Annotated in this window: 19 protein-coding genes; 12 read left to right on the top strand and 7 right to left on the bottom strand. The window is 65.9% G+C overall.

Annotation, left to right across the window (positions count from 1 at the left end; all coding sequences use genetic code 11):
- Positions 1-119 precede the first annotated feature (119 nt).
- The 3 genes from TSB10GB4_RS02585 to TSB10GB4_RS02575 all read right to left on the bottom strand — a co-directional run bounded on the left by TSB10GB4_RS02585 (position 120) and on the right by TSB10GB4_RS02575 (position 2758).
- Complete coding sequence (locus TSB10GB4_RS02585) at positions 120-1481, bottom strand: ammonium transporter (protein WP_186394438.1); 1362 nt, start codon at positions 1479-1481, stop codon at positions 120-122.
- A gap of 23 nt (positions 1482-1504) precedes the next feature.
- Positions 1505-1843 carry a P-II family nitrogen regulator gene (locus TSB10GB4_RS02580; RefSeq protein ID WP_067224442.1) on the bottom strand — a complete coding sequence of 113 codons (339 nt, stop codon included), beginning with the start codon at positions 1841-1843 and terminating at the stop codon, positions 1505-1507.
- Positions 1844-2197: 354 nt separating this feature from the next.
- Positions 2198-2758, bottom strand: coding sequence for a DUF924 family protein (locus tag TSB10GB4_RS02575; RefSeq protein WP_186394437.1), 561 nt, complete (start codon positions 2756-2758; stop codon positions 2198-2200).
- Positions 2759-2861: 103 nt separating this feature from the next.
- Between TSB10GB4_RS02575 and TSB10GB4_RS23760 the strand changes: the two genes are divergently transcribed.
- Positions 2862-3095, top strand: coding sequence for a sulfurtransferase TusA family protein (locus TSB10GB4_RS23760; RefSeq protein ID WP_244296431.1), 234 nt, complete (start codon positions 2862-2864; stop codon positions 3093-3095).
- 13 nt (positions 3096-3108) lie between these two features.
- On the opposite strand, the gene TSB10GB4_RS23940 is transcribed toward TSB10GB4_RS23760, so the two are convergent.
- Complete coding sequence (locus TSB10GB4_RS23940) at positions 3109-3462, bottom strand: 4a-hydroxytetrahydrobiopterin dehydratase (protein ID WP_371328846.1); 354 nt, start codon at positions 3460-3462, stop codon at positions 3109-3111.
- Positions 3463-3556: 94 nt separating this feature from the next.
- Here TSB10GB4_RS23940 and TSB10GB4_RS02560 point away from each other — a divergent pair, with 94 nt between their 5' ends.
- Both TSB10GB4_RS02560 and TSB10GB4_RS02555 read left to right on the top strand, forming a co-directional pair.
- Entirely contained in the window at positions 3557-4006 is a 450-nt protein-coding gene (locus TSB10GB4_RS02560) for a low molecular weight protein-tyrosine-phosphatase (protein WP_186394434.1), read from the top strand.
- 117 nt (positions 4007-4123) lie between these two features.
- Positions 4124-4576 (top strand): host attachment family protein, encoded by a 453-nt coding sequence (locus TSB10GB4_RS02555; protein ID WP_186387700.1) that lies wholly within the window; start codon positions 4124-4126, stop codon positions 4574-4576.
- A 47-nt stretch (positions 4577-4623) separates the two neighbouring features.
- On the opposite strand, the gene TSB10GB4_RS02550 is transcribed toward TSB10GB4_RS02555, so the two are convergent.
- Together TSB10GB4_RS02550 and pyc are read right to left on the bottom strand one after the other, a co-directional pair.
- Positions 4624-5832 carry a winged helix-turn-helix domain-containing protein gene (locus TSB10GB4_RS02550; RefSeq protein WP_186394433.1) on the bottom strand — a complete coding sequence of 403 codons (1209 nt, stop codon included), beginning with the start codon at positions 5830-5832 and terminating at the stop codon, positions 4624-4626.
- Between the two features lie 7 nt (positions 5833-5839).
- On the bottom strand, positions 5840-9304 hold the full coding sequence (gene pyc, locus TSB10GB4_RS02545; RefSeq protein ID WP_186394432.1) for a pyruvate carboxylase: 3465 nt from the start codon (positions 9302-9304) through the stop codon (positions 5840-5842).
- Positions 9305-10115: 811 nt separating this feature from the next.
- Between pyc and TSB10GB4_RS02540 the strand changes: the two genes are divergently transcribed.
- The 8 genes from TSB10GB4_RS02540 to TSB10GB4_RS02505 all read left to right on the top strand — a co-directional run bounded on the left by TSB10GB4_RS02540 (position 10116) and on the right by TSB10GB4_RS02505 (position 19457).
- Positions 10116-13298, top strand: coding sequence for a helicase-related protein (locus TSB10GB4_RS02540; protein ID WP_371328845.1), 3183 nt, complete (start codon positions 10116-10118; stop codon positions 13296-13298).
- Positions 13299-13393: 95 nt separating this feature from the next.
- Positions 13394-13840, top strand: coding sequence for an RNA-binding S4 domain-containing protein (locus tag TSB10GB4_RS02535; RefSeq protein WP_186394455.1), 447 nt, complete (start codon positions 13394-13396; stop codon positions 13838-13840).
- 326 nt (positions 13841-14166) lie between these two features.
- Positions 14167-14505, top strand: a complete 339-nt coding sequence (gene fdxA, locus TSB10GB4_RS02530; RefSeq protein WP_186387703.1) for a ferredoxin FdxA — start codon at positions 14167-14169, stop codon at positions 14503-14505.
- 390 nt (positions 14506-14895) lie between these two features.
- Complete coding sequence (locus tag TSB10GB4_RS02525) at positions 14896-15474, top strand: CarD family transcriptional regulator (RefSeq protein ID WP_186387704.1); 579 nt, start codon at positions 14896-14898, stop codon at positions 15472-15474.
- Between the two features lie 355 nt (positions 15475-15829).
- Positions 15830-16699, top strand: coding sequence for an RNA polymerase factor sigma-32 (locus tag TSB10GB4_RS02520; protein ID WP_208984372.1), 870 nt, complete (start codon positions 15830-15832; stop codon positions 16697-16699).
- Positions 16700-16848: 149 nt separating this feature from the next.
- Complete coding sequence (gmd, locus tag TSB10GB4_RS02515) at positions 16849-17928, top strand: GDP-mannose 4,6-dehydratase (RefSeq protein ID WP_186394431.1); 1080 nt, start codon at positions 16849-16851, stop codon at positions 17926-17928.
- A gap of 3 nt (positions 17929-17931) precedes the next feature.
- Entirely contained in the window at positions 17932-18912 is a 981-nt protein-coding gene (locus TSB10GB4_RS02510) for a GDP-L-fucose synthase (RefSeq protein WP_186394430.1), read from the top strand.
- Entirely contained in the window at positions 18909-19457 is a 549-nt protein-coding gene (locus TSB10GB4_RS02505) for a methyltransferase domain-containing protein (RefSeq protein ID WP_186394429.1), read from the top strand. Before TSB10GB4_RS02510 ends, TSB10GB4_RS02505 begins: the two co-directional genes overlap by 4 nt.
- A gap of 3 nt (positions 19458-19460) precedes the next feature.
- On the opposite strand, the gene TSB10GB4_RS02500 is transcribed toward TSB10GB4_RS02505, so the two are convergent.
- The gene (locus TSB10GB4_RS02500; protein ID WP_186387709.1) at positions 19461-20174 is read right to left on the bottom strand and encodes a carbonic anhydrase; all 714 of its coding nucleotides are present in this window, start codon (positions 20172-20174) and stop codon (positions 19461-19463) included.
- A gap of 167 nt (positions 20175-20341) precedes the next feature.
- On the opposite strand from TSB10GB4_RS02500, the gene TSB10GB4_RS02495 reads away from it, so the two are divergent.
- Positions 20342-20756 (top strand): helix-turn-helix domain-containing protein (locus TSB10GB4_RS02495; RefSeq protein WP_186394428.1); only part of this gene is annotated, 415 nt, incomplete at its 3' end.

Below are 20756 nucleotides of genomic sequence, written 5' to 3'. Positions count from 1 at the left end.
TCGGCCTTCCGGCCCGCAGCAACCGCAGCCAGACGAAAAAAGCCCGGGGCACGGAGCCCCGGGCTTCAAGGTGCAACCGCCGGTCACGCCGGTTGCTTCGGGAGAAGAACCGGCTGGGCTCAGACGCGCTGGCTGCCCTGACCGAATTCCGGATAGGCCTCGACACCGACCTCGATCTTGTCGAGACCGAGCGCCTCTTCCTCGGCCGAGGCGCGGATGCCGATGGTGCCCTTGAGAGCCAGCCAGATGATCAGGCTGGCGCCGAAGGTGAACACGCCATAGGCGACAATTCCGATGAGCTGGACCGAGTAAGAGGCATCGCCGTTGGACAGCGGTACGATCAGCGTGCCCCAGATGCCGGCAACGAGGTGCACCGGGATGGCGCCGACCACGTCATCGATCTTCAGCTTGTCGAGCAGCGGCACGGTGAAGACGACGATCACGCCGCCGACGCCGCCGATGAACACGGCCTGCCAAACGGACGGAGCCAGCGGCTCGGCGGTGATCGACACCAGACCGGCGAGCGCGCCGTTCAGGGCCATGGTGACGTCGACCTTCTTGTACAGGACCTGGGTCAGGATCACCGCCACAACCACGCCGGCAGCCGCCGCCATGTTGGTGTTGGCGAAGATCCGGGAGATGTCGGTGACATCGGCGATCGTGCCCATGGCAAGCTGCGAGGCGCCGTTGAAGCCGAACCAGCCGAGCCACAGGATGAAGGTGCCAAGCGTTGCCAGCGGCATGGACGAGCCCGGCATCGGGTGCACCCCGTTGGCGGTGTACTTGCCAGTGCGGGCGCCGAGCACCAGGGCGCCGGCGAGCGCGGCCCAGCCACCGACCGAGTGGACGAGCGTCGAGCCGGCGAAGTCCGAGAAGCCCATGCCGTCGAGCCAGCCGGCACCCCACTGCCACGAGCCGGCGATCGGATAGATGAAGCCGGTCAGCAGCACGGTGAAGGCCAGGAAGGGCCACAGCTTGATGCGCTCGGCCAGCGTGCCCGAGACGATCGAGGCGGTGGTGGCGCAGAACACCATCTGGAAGAACCAGTCGGAGGCGACGGAATAGCCCGTCCCGAGATCGTTGCCGCCGACCGGATCGAAGGCATACGGACCGAAGGAGCCGATATAGCCGCCATCGACGCCCGTATACATGAGGTTGTAGCCGGTGATCCAGAACATCAGGCCGGCCGTCGAGTAGAGCGTGATGTTCTTCAGGCACTGCATGGAGACGTTCTTGGCGCGCACCATGCCGGCCTCGAGCATGGCGAAGCCGGCCGCCATCCACATGACCAGGAAGCCGCCGAGAAGGAACAGCAGCGTGTTGAAGATATACGCGGTCTCGCTGGCGAGCGCGTATTGCGGCGCCTCGGCTGCGGCCTCGACTGCCTCGGTGGCAACGGTCGCGTCCTGGGCGAGAACGGCGCCGGTCGCCGCAAGAAGCGCAAGCGAAGCCAGCCCGGCGGTCTTGAAGGTTGTTTTCATTGAAATTCCCCTGCTCGGATGGGTCAAAGCGCGGTGGCGTCGGTTTCGCCGGTGCGGATGCGCTGAACCTGGTCGAGCGCGTAGACGAAGATCTTGCCGTCGCCGATCTGGCCGGTCTTGGCGGCGCTGGCGATTGCCTCGACGACCTTGTCGGCAAGCTCGGAGGTCACCGCGACCTCGATCTTCAGCTTGGGCAGGAAGCTCACGGCATATTCCGTACCGCGATAGATCTCCGTGTGCCCCTTCTGCCGTCCGTAGCCCTTGACCTCGGTCACCGTCAGTCCCTGAACGCCGATGCTCGTGAGGGCGTCGCGCACCTCGTCGAGCTTGAACGGCTTGATGATGGCCATCACGATTTTCATGCTTGCTTCCGTTCCTTTCCCTGCTTCGCTTCCCCGGCCCATTGCGGCAGGCGCGTCTCGGCTTGATCTGGCGGATCGCGGCCGCCACCACAGCCTGGTAGCCGGGCGATCCGTTTGACGCCGGTTCTCAGTTATCAAGGAGCGTGCCAGTTCGTGCTGCGGCGCAAAATATGGCCGGACAGACGGGCAGATCGTGAAGAAAAACAAATGTAAAACAATAAGATATGAAAAGTCTGCAGGTCACCTTTCCGGCTTCGGGGCCGCCCTCTCGAAGCACCTTCGTCTGCACAAAAAATAGCCATATCCGACAGGTGGATGCGGCTAAATTATGTGCACAAATTTTGTGCGCTCCACTCAGGCGCTGAAGCCACCATCGGCAAGATAGGCCGCTTCAGCCGGCGTCGTCTCCCTTCCCAGCGCGGCATTGCGGTGGGGGAAACGGCCGAACCGGCGGATCACGTCGAGATGGATCAGGGCATAGAGATATCCCTGTTCATCGCCATGGCGGCGGAACAGATCCACGCTTCGCTCCTGATCCGCCATGTCCTCGGAATGTTCGAAGGGCAGATAGAAGAAGGGGCGCGCCTCCTTCGGAAACGCCCGGTCGAACCCGGCGGCAAGAGCCCCTCCGGCAATACGGCGCGCGCGCTCGTCGGAAGCGAAGGCAAGTGCATTGCCGCGGAACAGATTGCGCGGGAACTGGTCGAGCAGCAGCAGCAGGGCGAGCGCCCCATGCGGAGTGTCCGCCCAGGCATCCAGGGCCCCGTCCCGCGCCGGCTCGACAAGATCCCCAAACCGCGCCTGGATCTCCGCATCGAAGGCCTCGTTGCGGACGAACCACCTCTGCGGTCCGGCCATCCACCAGAAATCCAGTATGTCGAACGCATCGGGCTTGCCACTGCTGGTCACGGACATATTCTCCTGTCTTGTCTTCAGGGTCGGGAGTGCCCAGCCGGAACGGCTGGCGGAGGTCGATCCGAGGGGCCGGACTGCCTCTCATATCGGTGGAGAGCGCGCAGTGGACAAGGTCGATCTGGAGCTGGATCTGAAGGGCCTGAAATGCCCTCTCCCGGTTCTCAAGACTCGCAAGGCCATGACTCGCCTCGAGGCGGGAGCCCTGATCCGCGTGCTTTCGACCGACCCGATGTCGGTGATCGACATCCCGCATTTCTGCCAGGAGGCGGGACACAGGCTGGTGTCGCGACAGACCGGGGAGAACGACGTCCACATCTTCCTCCTCGAACGAGGCTGACCTCGGCGCGCCATCAGTTGTCCGCCAGCATATCCATTTTCTGGGCCAGCCGGATGTCCAGTTCGCTCAGCCCTCCGGCATCGTGGGTCGTCAGAACAACCTCGACGGTCCGATAGACATTGAACCATTCGGGATGGTGGTTCATTTTCTCGGCAACGAGCGCCACCCGCGTCATGAAACCGAAGGCCGCGTTGAAGTCCTTGAACGTGAATGTCCGGGTGATCGCGTCGCGTCCCTCCACCTCCCGCCAGCCGGGCAGGGAAGCAAGCGCGTCGGAGCGGGCGGCGGGCGACAGCTTTTCGGTCATGGCGACCTCCTCCTGGAAACGGACGCCGACGGCGGCGACCCAACCCGGAAAGCGGACCACGACAGGCGCGGCCTGACAAGGGCTGCAACCCCATCGCGATGTCGGGCCTCGGCGTGGCCGGGCGCGACCAGACCAACCAACCAGCGAGGGATTCGTGACCGCAATCCTGTTCGTCTGTCTTGGCAATATCTGCCGCTCGCCGCTGGCAGAGGGCATCCTGCGGCAGCGGATCGAAGCCGCCGGTCTCGGCGGCTCCGTCACCGTCGACAGCGCCGGCACCGCCTCTTGGCATATCGGCAAGGCACCCGATCCGCGCTCGGTGGCGGTCGCCGCCCGCAACGGCATCGATCTGTCGCGCCTGCGCGCCCGCCAGGTGAGTGACGCGGACTACACGAGATTCAACCTCATCCTGGCGATGGATTCCGACAATCTCGCCGATCTTCAGGCCCGCGCACCGACCGGCTGCCGTGCCGAAATCCGGCGCTTTCTCCCTCACGATGTGCCCGATCCCTATTATGGCGGTCCGAACGGCTTCGACGCGGTCTTCCGCATGCTCGACCAGGGATGCCACGACCTCATTGCCCGGGAGACGGCGAAACTCTGACGCAGGCCATTCAAACGGGCTGCGATCGTACCTACGTGTCCTTCAGGTCTGGATGCCTGCTCCAGGCCGGCGGAACCGGTCACGAGCGGGCTCGGCACGTAAGAAGGGAGACCTCACATGAGCGGGCTGCGCATCGAGCACGATAGCTGGATTCTGGTCGGAGACGGCGAGAAAGCGCTGTTCTTCCGCAATCAGGGAGATGCCGACTACCCGAATTTCGAGGTCCTGCAGGTGTTGCAACAGGACAATCCGCCGACGTCGCAACAAGGCACAGACGCCCCCGGTCGGCGCAACGATGGCCCCGGTCCGCACCGCAGCGCCATGGAGCCGACCGACTGGCACATGATCGAGAAGCATCGCTTTGCCAAGCTCATCGCCGAAACGCTCTACCGCGAAGCCCACAAGGGCCGTTTTTCGAAACTCGTCGTCGTCGCTCCGCCGATGACGCTGGGCGACCTGCGCAAGGCCTTTCACAAGGAGGTGGCGAGCCGTATCGTCGCCGAGGTCGACAAGACGCTGACCGGGCATCCGCCGAGCCAGATCGAGCGCATCCTCGCCACGAAGGACTGAAAGCCGATCCGTCCTCGCAGATCCGTCGGGTTATCCGGCGCGGCGCGTCAGCCGACGGGCTCGCGCCGCCAGCCCTCCGCGAACACGACCCGTTCCATGCCGGTGAACCGGGCCATGCGGGCGAATTCGGCCTCCAGTCGCGCCAACCGGCCTTCGCCGAGCCGCACGCCGCGCTCCGGCCAGAAGGCGGTGACGAGCAGCTCACCCTCGGCCCGCCGGCAGATCATGTCGGCCCGGCCGATCATCCGGTCCTTTTCCATGATCGGATAGACATAGTAGCCGTAGCTGCGTTTCTCCGCTGGCACGAAGACCTCGATGCGATAGGAGAAACCGAACAGGCGCTCCGCCCGCTTGCGGTCGCGCAGCACCGGATCGAACGGGCTCAGCGTCCGCACCCGCGCCGGCGCCTCAGGCGCCTCGCTCAACAAGGTCTCGATATCCGGTCGCGCAACGCTGGCGCGCTTCGGCTGACCCGGCCCGAAGTCGATCTCCACCGGCAGGATGGTCACGCCCACCTGCTCCGAGCACCAGGCTTTCGCCTCCTCCGGCGAAACAAGATCGTAGAAGGCCGCGATCTCGCCCGATGTCGCAACGCCCAGCCGCTGCAACGCCTCGCGGCAGGTCCAGTCGACAAAGGCCTCGTGGCTGACGTCCTGCTCGAAGTGCTCGCGCGGGATCACCCGCTCGGAGAGATCGTAAACCTTGGCGAAATTGTCCCGCGCGGTCACGGCGATCTCGCCGGTTCGCCACAGATACTCCAGCGCCGTCTTGCCCGGCTGCCAGTTCCACCAGCCCGGTTCCTTGCGGGCACGTTCGCCGTCGAAATCGCGGCCGCGCGACGGGCCATTGGCCCGCACATGCTCGCGCACCCGGTCGATCTCGCCGTGGAAGTCGTGCCCGTGCCAGTTCGTCCAGCGCGCCTTGAGCCGGTCCCTCTGGCGGGCGAAGCGATGGCGCCAGTAGGGATAGGCGCTGGAGGGGATCACCGCCGCGTCATGGGTCCAGTTCTCGAACACCGCCCGGTCGCGCTCCAGCAGACCCGTCAGTTGCGTCTCGCGATAGGTCTGGTTGCGCGAGAACAGGATCTGATGATGGGCCCGCGTCACCGTGTTGATGCTGTCGACCTGGACGAAGCCGAGGCGGTCGATGATGTCGCACAGCTCCGCCTGCCCGAGGCGCCGCGACGGCACATCGGACAGACCCTGCAGGTGCAGGAACACGCGGCGCAGGTCGGCGGCGGCGATCCTCAGCACCATCGACCCGTCAGCCCTCCGCCTCGAAGACCACCAGCAGGTCCTTCGCATCCACCTGCTGACCGGGGCTCGCCAGCACCTCCGCCACCGTACCGGCGCGGTCGGCGTGCAGCGCCGTTTCCATCTTCATGGCTTCGATGGAAACAAGCACATCGCCCGGCGACACGCTCTGACCCGGCTTCACCGCGACGGTGGAGATGACGCCCGGCATCGGCGCGCCGACATGCGCCGCATTGCCGGCCTCGACCTTGCGCCGCACCGCCGCGCCGGCGGCCCCATGCGCCCGATCCGGCACCTTGATGATGCGGGGCTGGCCGTTGAGTTCGAAGAACACCTTGCGCTCGCCGGTCTCGTCGGTCTCGCCGACCGCCTGGGTTCGCACGACCAGCGTCTTGCCGGGCTCCAGGTCGATCATCATCTCCTCGCCCGCCGGCAACCCGTAGAAATAGACCGGCGTCGGCAGCACATCGACCGGACCGTAGCGATCGCGCGCCACGGCAAAGTCGGTGAAGACCTTCGGATACATGAGATAGGAGGCAAGGTCCGTGTCGGAGACGTCGCCCGTCTTTTCTTCCAGTTCCTTGCGCCGGGCTACCAGGTCGTCGGCCGCCAGCAGCGAGCCGGGACGCACGGTGATCGGCGCCTCGCCCTTCAGCACCTTTGTCTGAATGTCCGTCGGCCACCCGCCGGGAGACTGGCCGAGATCGCCGCGCATCATCTGCACGACGCTTTCGGGAAAGGCGACCTCCTTGGTCGGCGACAGCACGTCGGCGACCGTCAGTCCCTGCGCCACCATCATCAGCGCCATGTCGCCGACCACCTTGGACGAGGGGGTCACCTTGACAATGTCGCCAAACATCATGTTGACGTCGTGATAGGCCTGCGCCACCTCGTGCCAGCGGGTCTCGAGGCCGAGCGAGCGGGCCTGTTCCTTCAGGTTGGTGAACTGGCCGCCAGGCATCTCGTGCAGATAGACCTCGGAGGCCGGCGCCTTGAGATCGCTCTCGAAAGCGCGGTACTGGGCCCGCACCGCCTCCCAGTAGAAGGAGATCTCGCGAATCGCCTTCGCGTCGAGCCCGGTGTCGCGCGGCCCGTCGCGCAGGGCCGCGACCAGCGAGCCCAGCGCCGGCTGCGAGGTCAGCCCGGAAAAGGCGTCCATCGCGGCATCGACCGCGTCAACGCCCGCCTCGACCGCGGCCAGCACGGTGGCGGCGGAAATGCCGGAGGTGTCGTGGGTGTGAAAGTGGATCGGCAGGCCGACTTCCTGCTTCAGCGCAGCGAACAGTCGCCGCGCCGCCTCCGGCTTCATCAGCCCGGCCATGTCCTTGACGCCCAGGATATGGCAGCCGGCACGCTCCAACTCCTTCGCCAGCTTGACGTAGTAGGCAAGGTCGTATTTCGGCCGCGCCGCATCCAGCAGGTCGCCGGTGTAGCAGATCGTGCCCTCGCACAGCTTCTCCGCCTCGATCACCGCATCGAGCGAGACACGCATGTTCTCGACCCAGTTGAGGCAGTCGAAGACGCGGAACAGGTCGATGCCGGTTTCCGCCGCGCGGGCAACGAAGTCGCGAACCACATTGTCGGGATAATTGGCGTAGCCGACGCCGTTGGCCCCGCGCAGCAGCATCTGCAGCAGAATGTTGGGAACGCGCTGACGTACCGCCCGCAGCCGCTCCCAGGGATCTTCCGTCAGGAAGCGCATGGCGACGTCGAATGTGGCGCCGCCCCAGCATTCCAGCGAGAACAACTGCGGCAGGCCGCGGGCATAGGCATCGGCCACCGCGACGATGTCGAAGCTGCGCATCCGCGTCGCCAGCAGCGACTGGTGGGCATCGCGCATGGTCGTGTCGGTGATCAATGCCCGCCGCTCCGCCTTCATCCAGTCGGCGAAGCCCTCCGGCCCCAGGTCGTCGAGAAGCTGCCGCGTCCCCATGCGGATCTCGCCGTTATAGAGCGGGGCGACCGGTGCGGGCGCATCGCCGGACGGGCGCGGCCGGTTTCGGGTCTCCGGATGGCCGTTGACGGTGACGTCGGCGATATAGGTCAGCAGCTTGGTCGCCCGGTCGCGCCGGGTGACCTGGCGGAACAGCGCCGGCGTCTCGTCGATGAAGCGGGTCGTGTAGGCGTTGGCCCGGAAATCCGGGTGGCCGATGACATTCTCCAGGAACACCAGGTTGGTGGCAACGCCGCGGATGCGGAACTCGCGCAAGGCCCGGTCCATGCGCTGCGCCGCTTCTTCCGCCGTCGGCGCCCAGGCCGTCACCTTCTCCAGCAGCGGGTCATAGTAGCGGGTGATCACCGCGCCTGAATAGGCCGTGCCGCCATCGAGCCGGATGCCGAATCCGGTGGCGCCGCGATAGGCGGTGATCCGGCCATAATCGGGAATGAAGTTCTGCTCGGGATCCTCGGTGGTGATGCGGCATTGCAGGGCATGGCCGTTCAGCCGGATCGCCTCCTGCGCCGGCACGCCGGAGGCCGGCTCGCCGATCATCGCACCGGCGGCGATGCGGATCTGCGCCTTGACGATGTCGATGCCGGTGACCTCCTCCGTCACCGTATGCTCGACCTGGACGCGCGGGTTGACCTCGATGAAGTAGAAGCGACCGCTGTCCGCATCCATCAGGAACTCGACGGTTCCCGCGCCACGATAGTCCGCGGCGCGGCCGATCCTGAGGCCGTACTCGCATAGTTCCGCGCGCTGGTCGGCGCCGAGATAGGGAGCAGGCGCTCGCTCGACGACCTTCTGGTGGCGGCGCTGGATCGAGCAGTCGCGCTCGAACAGATGCACCAGGTTGCCATGCCCATCGCCGAGAATCTGCACTTCCACGTGCCGCGCCCGCTCGACCAGCTTCTCCAGATAGATCTCGTCCTTGCCAAAGGCTGCCTTGGCCTCGCGCTTGGCCGCCGCCACATCGCGCAACAGCGCTTCCTCGTCGCGGATGACGCGCATGCCGCGCCCGCCCCCGCCCCAGGACGCCTTGAGCATCACCGGATAGCCGATCTCCGCGGCGAGCCTGCGGATCTCGTCCATGTCGTCGGGCAGCGGATCGGTCGCCGGCATCACCGGAACACCTGCTTCCACGGCCAAATTGCGAGCCGCCACCTTGTTGCCGAGCCGGCGCATGGTCTCCGGCGAAGGACCGATGAAGACGATGCCCGCCGCCGCGCAGGCTTCCGCGAATTCGGGGCTTTCCGACAGGAACCCGTAGCCGGGATGGATCGCGTCGACGCCCGCCGCCTTCGCCACTCTCAGGATCTCGGGGATCGACAGATAGGCCTCGATCGGTCCGAGCGGCTCCGCCAGATGCGCGCCTCGGCCGATCTGATAGGCTTCGTCGGCCTTGAACCGGTGCAGCGCCAGCTTGTCCTGCTCCGCATAGACAGCCACGGTGCGCATGCCGAGTTCGGTGGCCGCGCGGAAGATGCGGATTGCGATCTCCGAACGGTTGGCGACGAGAATCTTCCGAATTGCCAAGTCAGCCCCTCCTCCTGACAAGCACCCCGCAAGAGGGCGCCAGTGCCTTAGCGTCACCGCGTTCTAGCTGTTGCACCGCAACAAGGGAAGATGGCAGGCACGAGAGGACCGATAGGCCCCGCAAATGTCTGCCGGCAAATCGTCCCGGAATGAAACGATCGGGTAAACCCGTTTCGCGAGACCCGCCGACCGCCCGCGACCCCGCCCTCATCATCCGCTATGCCCGCTTCGGCCGGGCACAACATATCGAATGAACATATCAGGAACAACTGTCTGTCAGCGATTCGGACAGGCTTCGTTCGCGGTTTCGACAAACGTGAATTTTGCAGTTCGAATTTTATCGAGCTGGTTAACGGGATGGAAATCTGTTTCGCAGCGCCAAGAAATTCGACCGGATCCGAATCGGTCGACTCAAATCCTTGAGCAGATTCACGATTTCGCCCCGTGATCCTCTGCCTCCACAACATGTCGTAGAGAACGAAACCTGAATCCGTGCGAGTCATCGATTCGGTCCGGCTTTGTTCCGGACTCGTTCTGTTCACCCTGACGCAGGTCGGTTTTCGCGCTGCCGGAACGGACCGAAGCGGGGCGTCCCGCCCGGCGGTCGTCGCCCCTCCCCGCTTGTGGAAAACAGCAGGCGACAGCCCGCGACCGTCTGTGCTACCTGTCGAGCCAACGGGTTTGCGGTCGCCTGACGCTTCCGCCGACAAACCTATCCGGACCCCGGCGCCATCCCGTCGCGCGGTTCTATTTCGCAACGGATCGTGGCGGGCTCCGCCGTGGCACGGATCGCACAGCACAGCTCCAGCCAATGCTTCATTCCGGACAATCGAGGCCGTCTTCGGCCGGGGGCACCACAGGCCCCACATGGACAACGCTGCCGCCGGTCGCCCGCGCGCGTACCGTGACCGCCGTCCTCGGCCCCACCAACACCGGCAAGACCCATCTCGCCATCGAACGGATGATCGCCCGCGAGACCGGCATCATCGGCCTGCCGCTGCGCCTGCTGGCGCGCGAGGTCTATGGCCGCATCGCTCAAAGGGTCGGCGAGGACAAGGTGGCTCTGGTCACCGGCGAGGAGAAGATCATCCCCGCCGGGACCCGCTACTGGGTATCGACCGTGGAAGCAATGCCGCTCGATCTTGTCGCCGACTTCGTCGCCATCGACGAGGTGCAGCTCGCAGGGGATCTCGAGCGGGGCCACGTCTTCACCGACCGCATCCTCAACATGCGCGGCACGCTGGAGACTTTGCTGCTCGGGTCGGCCACGGCGCGCCCGTTGCTGGAGCGTTTGCTGCCCGGCCTGAACGTCATCACCCGGCCGCGCATGTCGGTGCTGGCCTATTCGGGCCAGAAGAAGATCACCCGCCTGCCGCCACGCTCCGCCGCGGTCGCGTTCTCCTCCTCCGAGGTCTACGCGATCGCCGAGCTGATTCGTCGCCAGCACGGCGGCGCGGCCGTGGTGCTCGGCTCGCTCAGCCCGCGCACCCGCAACGCTCAGGTGGAGCTGTTCCAGAACGGCGACGTGCAGCACCTGATCGCCACCGACGCGATCGGCATGGGCCTCAATCTCGATGTCGATCACATCGCCTTCGCCGGCATCCGCAAGTTCGACGGCTACCAGTACCGGATGCTGACACCTGCCGAGATGGGCCAGATCGGCGGCCGCGCCGGCCGTCACACCCGTGACGGCACCTTCGGCGTCACCGGCCGGGTCGATCCCTTCGACGAGGAACTGGTCGCAGCCCTCGAGAGCCACCGTTTCGACGCCCTCAAGGTCTTTCAGTGGCGCAATCGCGCGCTCGACTACGACAGCGTCGAAAGCCTGCGCCGCACGCTCGACGAGCCACCGCGGGAGCAGGGTCTGACCCGCGCGCCGCCCTCGGCCGACGAGACCGCCTTCGATCATGCCCTGCGCGACGAGGCGATCCGCCGTGTCGCCTCGTCGCCGGAGCGGGTGCGCCTGCTCTGGGACGTGTGCCAGGTGCCGGATTACCGCAAGATCGCGCCGGCCAACCACGCCGACCTGATCGCCGGGCTCTATGCCCATCTGACCCGCGACGGGGTGGTTCCCGACGACTGGTTCGCCCGCCAGGTCGCCTTCGCCGATCGCGTCGACGGCGACATCGACACGCTGGCAAACCGCATTGCCCACATCCGCACCTGGACCTTTGTCGCCAACCGTGGTGACTGGCTTGCGGATCCCGCCCATTGGCAAGGCGTGACGCGCGGCGTAGAAGACCGTCTGTCCGACGCCTTGCACGAGAGGCTTACCCAGCGCTTCGTCGATCGGCGGACGAGCGTATTGATGCGACGGCTGAGAGAGAACGCCATGCTTGAAGCGGAAATTACATCGGCAGGGGATGTGCTTGTCGAGGGACAGCACGTCGGACAACTGCAGGGCTTCCGCTTTGCGCCAGACCCCTCCGCCGATGGGCCGGACGTCAAGGCGCTGCGCGCTGCGGCCCAGAAGGCGCTGGCCAGCGAACTCACCCAGCGCGCCGACCGCCTGTCGCGCGGCGCCAACGAGGATTTCGCGCTCGCCTCCGATGGCATCCTGCGCTGGCAGGGCGAGATCGTCGCCCGGGTCATCTCCGGCGAAACGGTGCTCACCCCGGGCCTGATCGTCCTGTGCGAGGAGACCCTGGAGGCGGCCGACCGCGACAAGGTCGAGGCACGCCTCGTCCTGTGGCTGCGTGCGCATATCGACACGGTGCTCAAGCCCTTGCGCGATCTCGAGATCGGCGAGGGCCTGGAGGGTCTCGGCCGCGGCATCGCCTTCCGCCTCGTCGAAGCGCTCGGCATTCTCGACCGCTCGGAGATCGCCGAAGACGTCCGCCAGCTCGACCAGTCCATGCGCGCGGGCCTGCGCCGCCTCGGTGTGCGCTTCGGCGCCTATCATATTTTCGTGCCAGCCCTGCTGAAGCCGGCCCCGAGCCGGCTGATTGCCCAGCTTTGGGCGTTGAAACATGGCGAGCCCGACATGCCGGGTCTTGCCGAACTGCCTCAGCTCTCGGCCTCGGGCCGCACGTCGATTACCGTCGACCCACAGATCTCGAAGGCTCTGTACAAGGTCGTCGGCTTCCGCGTCTGCGGACCCCGCGCCGTGCGCATCGACATTCTCGAGCGCCTCGCCGACCTGATCCGTCCGCTTCTGGCCTGGAAGCCGCTCGATGCGGATGTGTCGCCACCGGACGGTGCCGTTGCCGAAGGCGGCGGCTTCACCGTGACCGTGGCGATGACGTCGCTGCTCGGCTGCGCCGGCGAGGACTTTGCCGCCGTCCTGAAATCTCTCAGCTATCGCTCCGAGACCCGCGAAATCGCCCGGCCAGCGACGCAGAAGCCGGAAGCCGCGTCGCCTCCCGCCGCCGAGGCGGTCGCAACCGACGCTCCGACGGAAACTCAGTCGGAAGAGCGGGCGGAGAACCAGCCGACGCCGGCGCCCGCCGAAGCAGACAAGTCGGCACGCCTGCCGGAAGACGCCCCGATCGCCGCACCGGCAGAGCCGAGCGCAACCGAAACCGCGACGGCAACGGCCGAACCGGCACAGGACGCCTCTGCCGCCACAGACGCGGCCGATGGCGCAAAGGAAACGGTCACCATCGAGGTCTGGCGCCCCGGCCGCCGCGACCGTCGGCCGCAGGGCGGTCAGCGCGCCGGCGGCCAGCGCGAGGGCCAACGCGGAGGCCGCCGCCACGAACAGGACGGCCAGCAGAGCGCGGACGGACAGGATCACAAGCAGCGGACCAAGGGGCGCGGCTTCGGCAAGGGCGGCAACCGCCAGCAAGGGCGGCCCGACGGGCCCCGCTCAGACCAGGCCCGATCTGACCAGGCAAGGGCCGGTGGCAAAGGCCGGCCCGAGGGCCCGCGCGCGGAAGGCCAACGTCCGCGTGGCGGCCGACCGGAACGCCCTGCGCGCGAGATCGATCCCGACTCGCCCTTCGCGAAACTGGCCGCGCTCAAGGCCGATCTGGAGAAGAAGCCGCGCTCCTGACCCGTCGCGACACGGGCAGCGGGCCGGGATGATGCAGGGTTGCCGCACAGGTGAGCGAGACCACCTCCACCGGACCAGCCGCGCCGCCCGCGGACATGACGCCGCAGCGGCTCGACAAGTGGCTGTGGTTCGCCCGCATCGTCAAGTCGCGCAGCCTCGCCCAGAAGCTGGTGACCGGCGGCCACGTCAGGGTCAATCGTGACAAGGCCTCGGCCCCGGCAAAGGCGATCCGCCACGGCGATGTCCTGACGATCGCGGTCGCGAACCGGGTGCTGGTGCTGAAGGTGCTGGCACCTGGCGCTCGCAGGGGGCCGGCGCCGGAAGCCCGCCTTCTTTACGAGGATCTGGCGCCGCCTCCCGGCGCCCCATCGCTTTCCGAGGAGGATGCGCAGGACGCTGGCGAGGGCGAGAACGCTGCCGCCGCCGGCAAACCGAGCGTTTTCGGCCAGGACGGCCCGGCACCCGGACGGCGCGACCGGGGCAGCGGCCGGCCGACCAAGCGCCAGCGACGCCAGATCGATCGCCTCACCGACACGAATTGAACGACGGGGCTGAACTGCGGTGATCTTGCGCCGGCAAGGCTGCGACATATCGCCCGCTCGCGCGAGGCCGGCGAAGCGGAGAAAAATCTTTCCCGCCAGCTATCATCGGCAACATATTCCGAACTTGAAGCCCATCGCCAAACCCGGTACGCAGGCAGCAAGACCCGCCCGCATACTGGCCGGCACGCTCTGGTCTCCCGGCCTGGCCGGACCCGGAACCCCGTATCGGACTGCACCTTCGAACCGCAACTGCGGAACGGAGATCGGGCCTCGATCGAAGAGCCGCGACATGGCGACGGCATGACTGGCGCCGCGAGAGGATTGCGATGACCTATATCGTCACGGACAATTGCATCAAGTGCAAGTACACCGATTGTGTTGAAGTCTGTCCGGTCGACTGCTTCTACGAAGGCGAGAACATGCTCGTCATCCACCCCGACGAATGCATCGACTGCGGCGTCTGCGAGCCGGAATGCCCGGCGGATGCGATCAAGCCGGATACCGAGCCGGGCCTGGAGAAGTGGCTGGAGCTCAACACCGAATATGCCGCCAAGTGGCCGAACCTGACGGTCAAGAAGGACCCGCTGCCCGAGGCCGAGGACTTCGACGGCAAGCCGAACAAGTTCGACGCCTATTTCTCCCCGGAACCGGGCTCTGGAGACTGAGCCCGACGCGATCGACCACAGCTACCGGCCGCGCCGTTGTTGGCGGCGCTGCAGTGATGCCCTGTAGCGAAATTCAAGGGGCGAAGCGTCACGTTTTGAAATCCACAAGTTTTGTGCTATAGTCTTTTCCTCAGTAACCGAACCAGTGGTCTCCCCCTCCACGCGGAGGTTTTTTTATGGTTGCGAACCCTTCGCCATATGCGGAGGGGGGCGGCATCCCTCCTAGATCTGATCGAGGCCAAAGTTCGGTCGGCTGATCATCGAATAACGAACTCCGACGGATTGTGGTGCGCCACAAGCCGGTGGTTGTGCGTTTTCTCCATGGACGGGCGCCGCCGTGCGCGACGCCCCCGGCTTCTGGCCGCAACTGCGCAGGAGTAGCATAGGCGTATGGCAACAACGATGAAGAAAACCGCGCAGAGACAAGGTTTCAAGACTGGCGAATTCATTGTCTATCCCGCCCATGGCGTTGGACAGATCACCGCCATCGAGGAACAGAACGTCGCGGGATATGCGCTTGAGCTTCTGGTGATCAACTTCGAACAGGATAAGATGACGCTGCGTGTTCCGGTCGCCAAGATCGCGACCGTCGGCATGCGCAAGCTGGCGGATGCCACAGCGGTAAAGAAGGCGCTGGAGACCGTGCGCGGCCGTCCGCGTGTCAAGCGCACCATGTGGAGCCGCCGCGCGCAGGAATACGAAGCGAAGATCAATTCCGGCGACCTGATTGCCATCGCCGAGGTGGTCCGCGATCTCTACCGGTCCGAGAGTCAGCCGGAGCAGTCCTACTCGGAGCGGCAGCTCTACGAGGCGGCTCTCGACCGCATGTCGCGTGAAATCGCCGCCGTCAACAAGTGCTCCGACACCGAGGCGATCCGCCAGATCGAACAGAATCTCGCCAAGTCGACCAGCCGAAAGGCGGCCGCCGCGACCGAAGACGAGGACGGGGAACAGACCGAAGCCGCATGAACGCGGCATCGGCCCGTCAGGACCTTCAACGCCCGGCGCCACCAGCGCCGGGCGTTTTTCTTTTCGCTCAACGATTTGAACGGAATGCCACAGTGCCGCCCGATCAATCAGGTAAACTTATTGCGATCTGGATGAACTCCTATTGGTCCTGATCGTATGGAGGAGTCATGCTCGACCTTGAGCAGTGCTGCCATCCGGCCGACACGGGACGCGACACGCGCGGGCCCTCGGACTGAACCGAAAACACCCTGGCAGCGTATCGAAAACGAATGCAGACGAAGGTACCGGTCGTGGCGGCAGCCGCCCACCCGGTGCCGGGCCTCCCGAGGGGGGCCGGGACGCGGAGGGACACACCGTGAGCTATCTTTCGGGCAACCGGCGTCAGATTGTCAGGGCCGCGATGAACGCGCCCTATCTCAGCCGCGAGGAAGAACAGCAACTCGCCATCGCATGGCGCGAGAAGAGCGACCAGGCTGCGCTCGACCGCCTGAGCCTGGCGCATATGCGCCTTGTCATCGCAGTGGCGGCGAAATACCGCAACTTCGGACTGTCGATGAGCGACCTGATCCAGGAGGGCCATATCGGCCTGCTGGAGGCCGCCTCGCGCTTCGAGCCGGAACGGGAGGTGCGCTTCTCCACCTATGCCACCTGGTGGATCCGCGCCTCGATCCAGGACTATATCCTGCGCAACTGGTCTATCGTCCGTGGTGGTACCTCGTCGACCCAGAAGGCGCTGTTCTTCAACCTGCGCCGTCTGCGGGCGAAACTGTCCAGCGGCACGACCCAGATCAGCGAGAACGAGCTGGTCGAGAAGATCGCCGAGACGATGGGCGTGAAGGTGCAGGACGTGGCGGCGATGAGCGCCCGCCTGTCCGGGCCGGACACCTCGCTGAACGCGCCCGTTCTGGAATCGGACGGTTCGGGCGCCGATCGGCAGGACTTCCTCGTCAGCGAGGATCCCCTGCCGGAGGAAACCGTCGGCGGCGTCATCGACACCGAGCGGCGCACGCGCTGGCTGGAAACCGCGCTCGGCGTGCTGAGCGAGCGGGAGCTGCGCATCGTCCGCGAGCGGCGTCTGAGCGAGGAAGGCGAGACGCTGGAGGCGCTCGGGCAGAAGCTCGGCATCTCCAAAGAGCGCGTACGCCAGATCGAGAGCCGCGCACTCGACAAGCTCCGCGACGCGCTGCTCAAGGTCCAGCCGGACAAGCTCGCCTATTGCAGTTGAAGTCCCCGCGTCCGACGCGACGCCCCAGCCGAGCGCACCCGCCGTCGCCCATCCTCTCGGGAAACATGGCGGCGGTTGCCCTTGTCCGTCGCGTGCAGTAGGAGGAACGACCGACAAGGCCGTTCTTCCGGCATCCGACAGGGACAAACATGACTGCACCCCGCGCGCTCATCACCGGCGTGACCGGCCAGGACGGCGCCTATCTCGCCCGTATCCTGCTCGAAAAGGGCTACGAGGTGCACGGGCTGAAGCGCCGCTCCTCCTCGTTCAATACCGGCCGGATCGACCCCCTGATCCAGGATCGCCATGAAGAAGGCGGCCGTTTCTTTCTCCATTACGGCGACCTGACCGACAGTTCCTCGCTGATCCGCCTCGTCTCCGAGATCCAGCCGGTCGAGATCTACAATCTCGCGGCCCAGAGCCATGTCATGGTCAGCTTCGAGACGCCGGAATACACGGCAAATGCCGACGCGACCGGCGTTTTGCGCCTGCTGGAGGCCCTGCGCATCCTCGGCATGGAGAAATCCTGCCGCTTCTACCAGGCTTCGACCTCGGAGCTTTACGGCAAGGTCCGCGAGACCCCCCAGAGCGAAACGACGCCCTTCTACCCGCGCTCGCCCTATGCGGTAGCGAAGCTCTATGGCTACTGGATCACGGTGAACTACCGCGAGGCCTATGGCATCCACGCGAGCAACGGCATCCTCTTCAACCATGAGAGCCCGCTGCGCGGCGAGACCTTCGTCACCCGCAAGATCACCCGCGCGGTCGCCGCCATCGAGCTCGGACTGCAGAAGCAGCTCTATCTCGGCAATCTCGATGCCCGCCGCGACTGGGGCCATGCCCGGGACTATGCCGAAGGCATGTGGCGCATCCTGCAGCAGCCCGAGCCCGACGACTACGTCCTGGCAACCGGCGAGACCCATACGGTCCGCGAATTCGTCGAGCGCGCCTTCGCCCGCGTCGGCCGCGAGATCGTCTGGTCGGGGGAGGGCGTGGAAGAGACGGGCCGCGACCGGGCGAGCGGCGAGACGCTGGTCGCCATCGATCCCGCCTATTTCCGCCCGACCGAGGTCGACCTTCTGCTCGGCGACCCGACCAAGGCGCGCGAACGGCTCGGCTGGACCCACACGACCGGCTTTGCCGAACTGGTCGACGAGATGGTGGATGCGGATCTAGAGCTGCTGCGCGTCGAGCGCCATGCCCGCCGCGCCTATGGCCGCGAGGACTAGGCGATGACGGCAGACAGCACCGCCGTCGCGCCGCGCCGGATCTTCGTCGCCGGCCATCGCGGCATGGTCGGCTCGGCGATCTGCCGCCGTCTGGCGCGCGAGAATGCCGAGCTCATCACCCGCTCCCGCGCCGAACTGGACCTGACCGACCAGCACGCGGTGACAGCGTTCTTCGCCAGCGAACGACCGGATGCGGTGATCCTGGCCGCCGCGCGTGTCGGCGGCATTCTCGCCAATGACCGCCAACCGGTGGATTTCCTGCAGGACAACCTGCAGATCCAGACAAACGTGATCGCCGCTGCGGCCGATCACGGCGTCCGCCGTCTCGTCTTCCTCGGCTCGTCCTGCATCTATCCGAAGTTTGCAGAGCAGCCGATCCGCGAGGAGGCGCTGATGACAGGGCCGCTGGAGCCGACCAACCAGTGGTACGCCATCGCTAAGATTGCCGGCGTCTACCTTTGCCAGGCCTATCGCCGCCAGCACGGGCTGTCCTATGTCTCGGCGATGCCGACCAACCTTTACGGGCCGAACGACAATTTCGATCTCGCAACCAGCCACGTCTTGCCGGCCCTGATCCGCAAGTTCGTCGAGGCGCGGGCGGCCGGCGCCGAAGCGGTGGAGATATGGGGCAGCGGCACGCCGCTGCGCGAGTTCATGCATGTCGACGACCTCGCCGACGCGATCGTCTTCCTGCTCGATACCTATGACGGCGACGAGCCGATCAATGTCGGGTCTGGCCAGGAAATCTCGATTCGCGATCTCGCGACGCTGATCGCCCGTGAGGCCGGCTTCACCGGCGCCCTGCGCTTCGACGCAAGCAAGCCGGACGGCACGCCGCGCAAGCTAATGGAGTCCAGCCGCCTGCACGCGCTCGGCTGGCGCCCGCGTGTGGCGCTGGAGGACGGCATCCGGCAGACGATCCGCTGGTATCTGGAAAACCGCGCCGCTCTCGGCGCCGATGGCAGAACGGGCAGCACCCAATGAAAATCGAGAAACTCCACCTCGGCTGCGGCGTGAAGCACATTCCCGGCTTCTACCATGTCGATGCGCTCGACTATCCGCATGTCGACCGTATCGGCCCGGTCGAGGACCTGTCCTTCATCGCCGACGGCACCGTCGGGCTGATCTATGCCTGCCACGTGCTGGAGCATTTCGGCCGCAAGGAGTATCGCGACGTCCTCGCCGAGTGGTGCCGGGTGCTGGCGCCGGGCGGCGTGCTGCGGATCGCCGTCCCGGATTTCCGTGCCGCCGCCGAACTCTACCTCGACCCCTCGAACGGCATCGCCCTGCCGCAGGTGTTGGGCTTGCTGGTCGGCGGCCAGCGCGATCAGTACGATTATCACAAGATGGTCTTCGACGAGGAAACCCTGTCGGCCGCGCTGATCGAGGTCGGCTTTACCTCCGTGCGCCGCTGGGACTGGCGCACGACCGAGCATAGCGGCCTCGACGACTACTCCCAGGCCTATCTGCCGCATATGGAGAAAGACACCGGTCGCCTCGTCAGCCTCAACCTGGAAGGCGTGAAGTAGCCCTCAACCGCCGGGCACGAAGCCGGCGGCCAGGAAGGCCGGGGCGGCGACGAAACGCTCGCTCGCCGGATCGAGGATGCGCAACTCGCCCGATCCGATATCGAACCAGGCCCCGTGCAGGGACAGGCGCCCCTTTTCCTCGAGGATCCGTACGCAGGGAAAGCTGCGCAGGTTGACCAGCGACTGCCGGATGCCGGCATATTCCATGGCGAGTTGCGGATCCTCGTCGCGCTCCACCTTGAGGCAGCGGAACTCCGCCGCCGGCTCGAGCAGCGTCATCCACTTGCCGATGAAATCGCCCGGCGACAGCGGCGTGGCATCCTGGTTGAGGAACGCCTTGACGCCGCCGCACTGGCAGTGGCCGAGCACCACGATATGGCGCACCTTCAGCGCCTGCACGGCGAATTCAAGCGCCGCGCTGGTCGAGTGGTAATCGTTGTCCGGCTCATAGGGCGGCACCAGATTGGCGACGTTGCGCACCACGAAAAGCTCGCCCGGTCCGGCAGCGAAAATGCCTTCGGGCGCCACCCGGCTGTCGCAGCAGGAAATCACCATCACTTCCGGCTGCTGCCCGTAGATCGCAAGGCGCTCGTAATCGGTGCGATGCGGCTTGTGGGAGTGCTCCCGATAGGCGCGATAGCCCGCCAGCAGTCCCCGCGGAAAGGTGGAAGGGGTCTCCGGCGCGCCGTTGCCGGCACCGGTCTGCTCATCCGCCATGGTCTGTTCCTCTGCTTCGCGGCCTCCGAAAGCCGCCCCGGAGCGTTTGTCTAGTTAAGCCCTTGTGGCCGCGCCAGCAACCTGATCGTGGGGGGTGCGGCCTGAGACATAGGTGACAGACCGTACCGGACACATGGGTAACACTTTTCGCTTTGCGGGAGGTGTTGATGCCGTGGAAGGAGTGTTCGGTAATGGACGAACGAGTACGTTTCGTCGGCCGTCTTCTGGACGGCGAGAGTATGAGCGATGTGTGCCGCGAGTTCGGCATCTCGCGCAAGACCGGCTACAAGATCTGGGATCGCTACCGGCAGGAGGGGCTGGAGGCGCTCACCGACCGCTCACGCCGGCCGGTACGCTATGCCAACCAGTTGCCCGGCCAGATCGAGCGGCTGATCGTGGAGAGCAAGCGGGCCAAGCCGCACTGGGGCGCGCGCAAGATCAAGGAGTTGCTGGTTCGCAGGCTGGCGGGCGACGTGCGCATTCCGGCCAGGTCGACGGTGCATGCGGTGCTCGACCGTCACGGCCTGGTGAAGCGCGCCCGTCAGCGGCGGCGCTTCAAGGCCGAGGGCACGGCGCTGTCGC

The sequence above is a fragment of the Stappia sp. TSB10GB4 genome (genome assembly GCF_900185745.1).
GTDB lineage: Bacteria > Pseudomonadota > Alphaproteobacteria > Rhizobiales > Stappiaceae > Stappia.
Note: the sequence above shows the minus strand (reverse complement) of the source record. Positions and strands in the feature narration are given on the sequence as shown.

Coding starts and splice junctions, on each gene's coding strand:
- gmd (WP_186394431.1), top strand. CDS start 16,849: ATGACTGCACCCCGCGCGCTCATCACCGGCGTGACCGGCCAGGACGGC.
- TSB10GB4_RS02535 (WP_186394455.1), top strand. CDS start 13,394: ATGACGCCGCAGCGGCTCGACAAGTGGCTGTGGTTCGCCCGCATCGTC.
- TSB10GB4_RS02525 (WP_186387704.1), top strand. CDS start 14,896: ATGGCAACAACGATGAAGAAAACCGCGCAGAGACAAGGTTTCAAGACT.
- TSB10GB4_RS02550 (WP_186394433.1), bottom strand. CDS start 5,832: ATGGTGCTGAGGATCGCCGCCGCCGACCTGCGCCGCGTGTTCCTGCAC.
- TSB10GB4_RS02580 (WP_067224442.1), bottom strand. CDS start 1,843: ATGAAAATCGTGATGGCCATCATCAAGCCGTTCAAGCTCGACGAGGTG.
- fdxA (WP_186387703.1), top strand. CDS start 14,167: ATGACCTATATCGTCACGGACAATTGCATCAAGTGCAAGTACACCGAT.
- TSB10GB4_RS02585 (WP_186394438.1), bottom strand. CDS start 1,481: ATGAAAACAACCTTCAAGACCGCCGGGCTGGCTTCGCTTGCGCTTCTT.
- TSB10GB4_RS02575 (WP_186394437.1), bottom strand. CDS start 2,758: ATGTCCGTGACCAGCAGTGGCAAGCCCGATGCGTTCGACATACTGGAT.
- TSB10GB4_RS02505 (WP_186394429.1), top strand. CDS start 18,909: ATGAAAATCGAGAAACTCCACCTCGGCTGCGGCGTGAAGCACATTCCC.
- TSB10GB4_RS02555 (WP_186387700.1), top strand. CDS start 4,124: ATGAGCGGGCTGCGCATCGAGCACGATAGCTGGATTCTGGTCGGAGAC.
- TSB10GB4_RS02540 (WP_371328845.1), top strand. CDS start 10,116: ATGCTTCATTCCGGACAATCGAGGCCGTCTTCGGCCGGGGGCACCACA.
- TSB10GB4_RS02510 (WP_186394430.1), top strand. CDS start 17,932: ATGACGGCAGACAGCACCGCCGTCGCGCCGCGCCGGATCTTCGTCGCC.
- TSB10GB4_RS02500 (WP_186387709.1), bottom strand. CDS start 20,174: ATGGCGGATGAGCAGACCGGTGCCGGCAACGGCGCGCCGGAGACCCCT.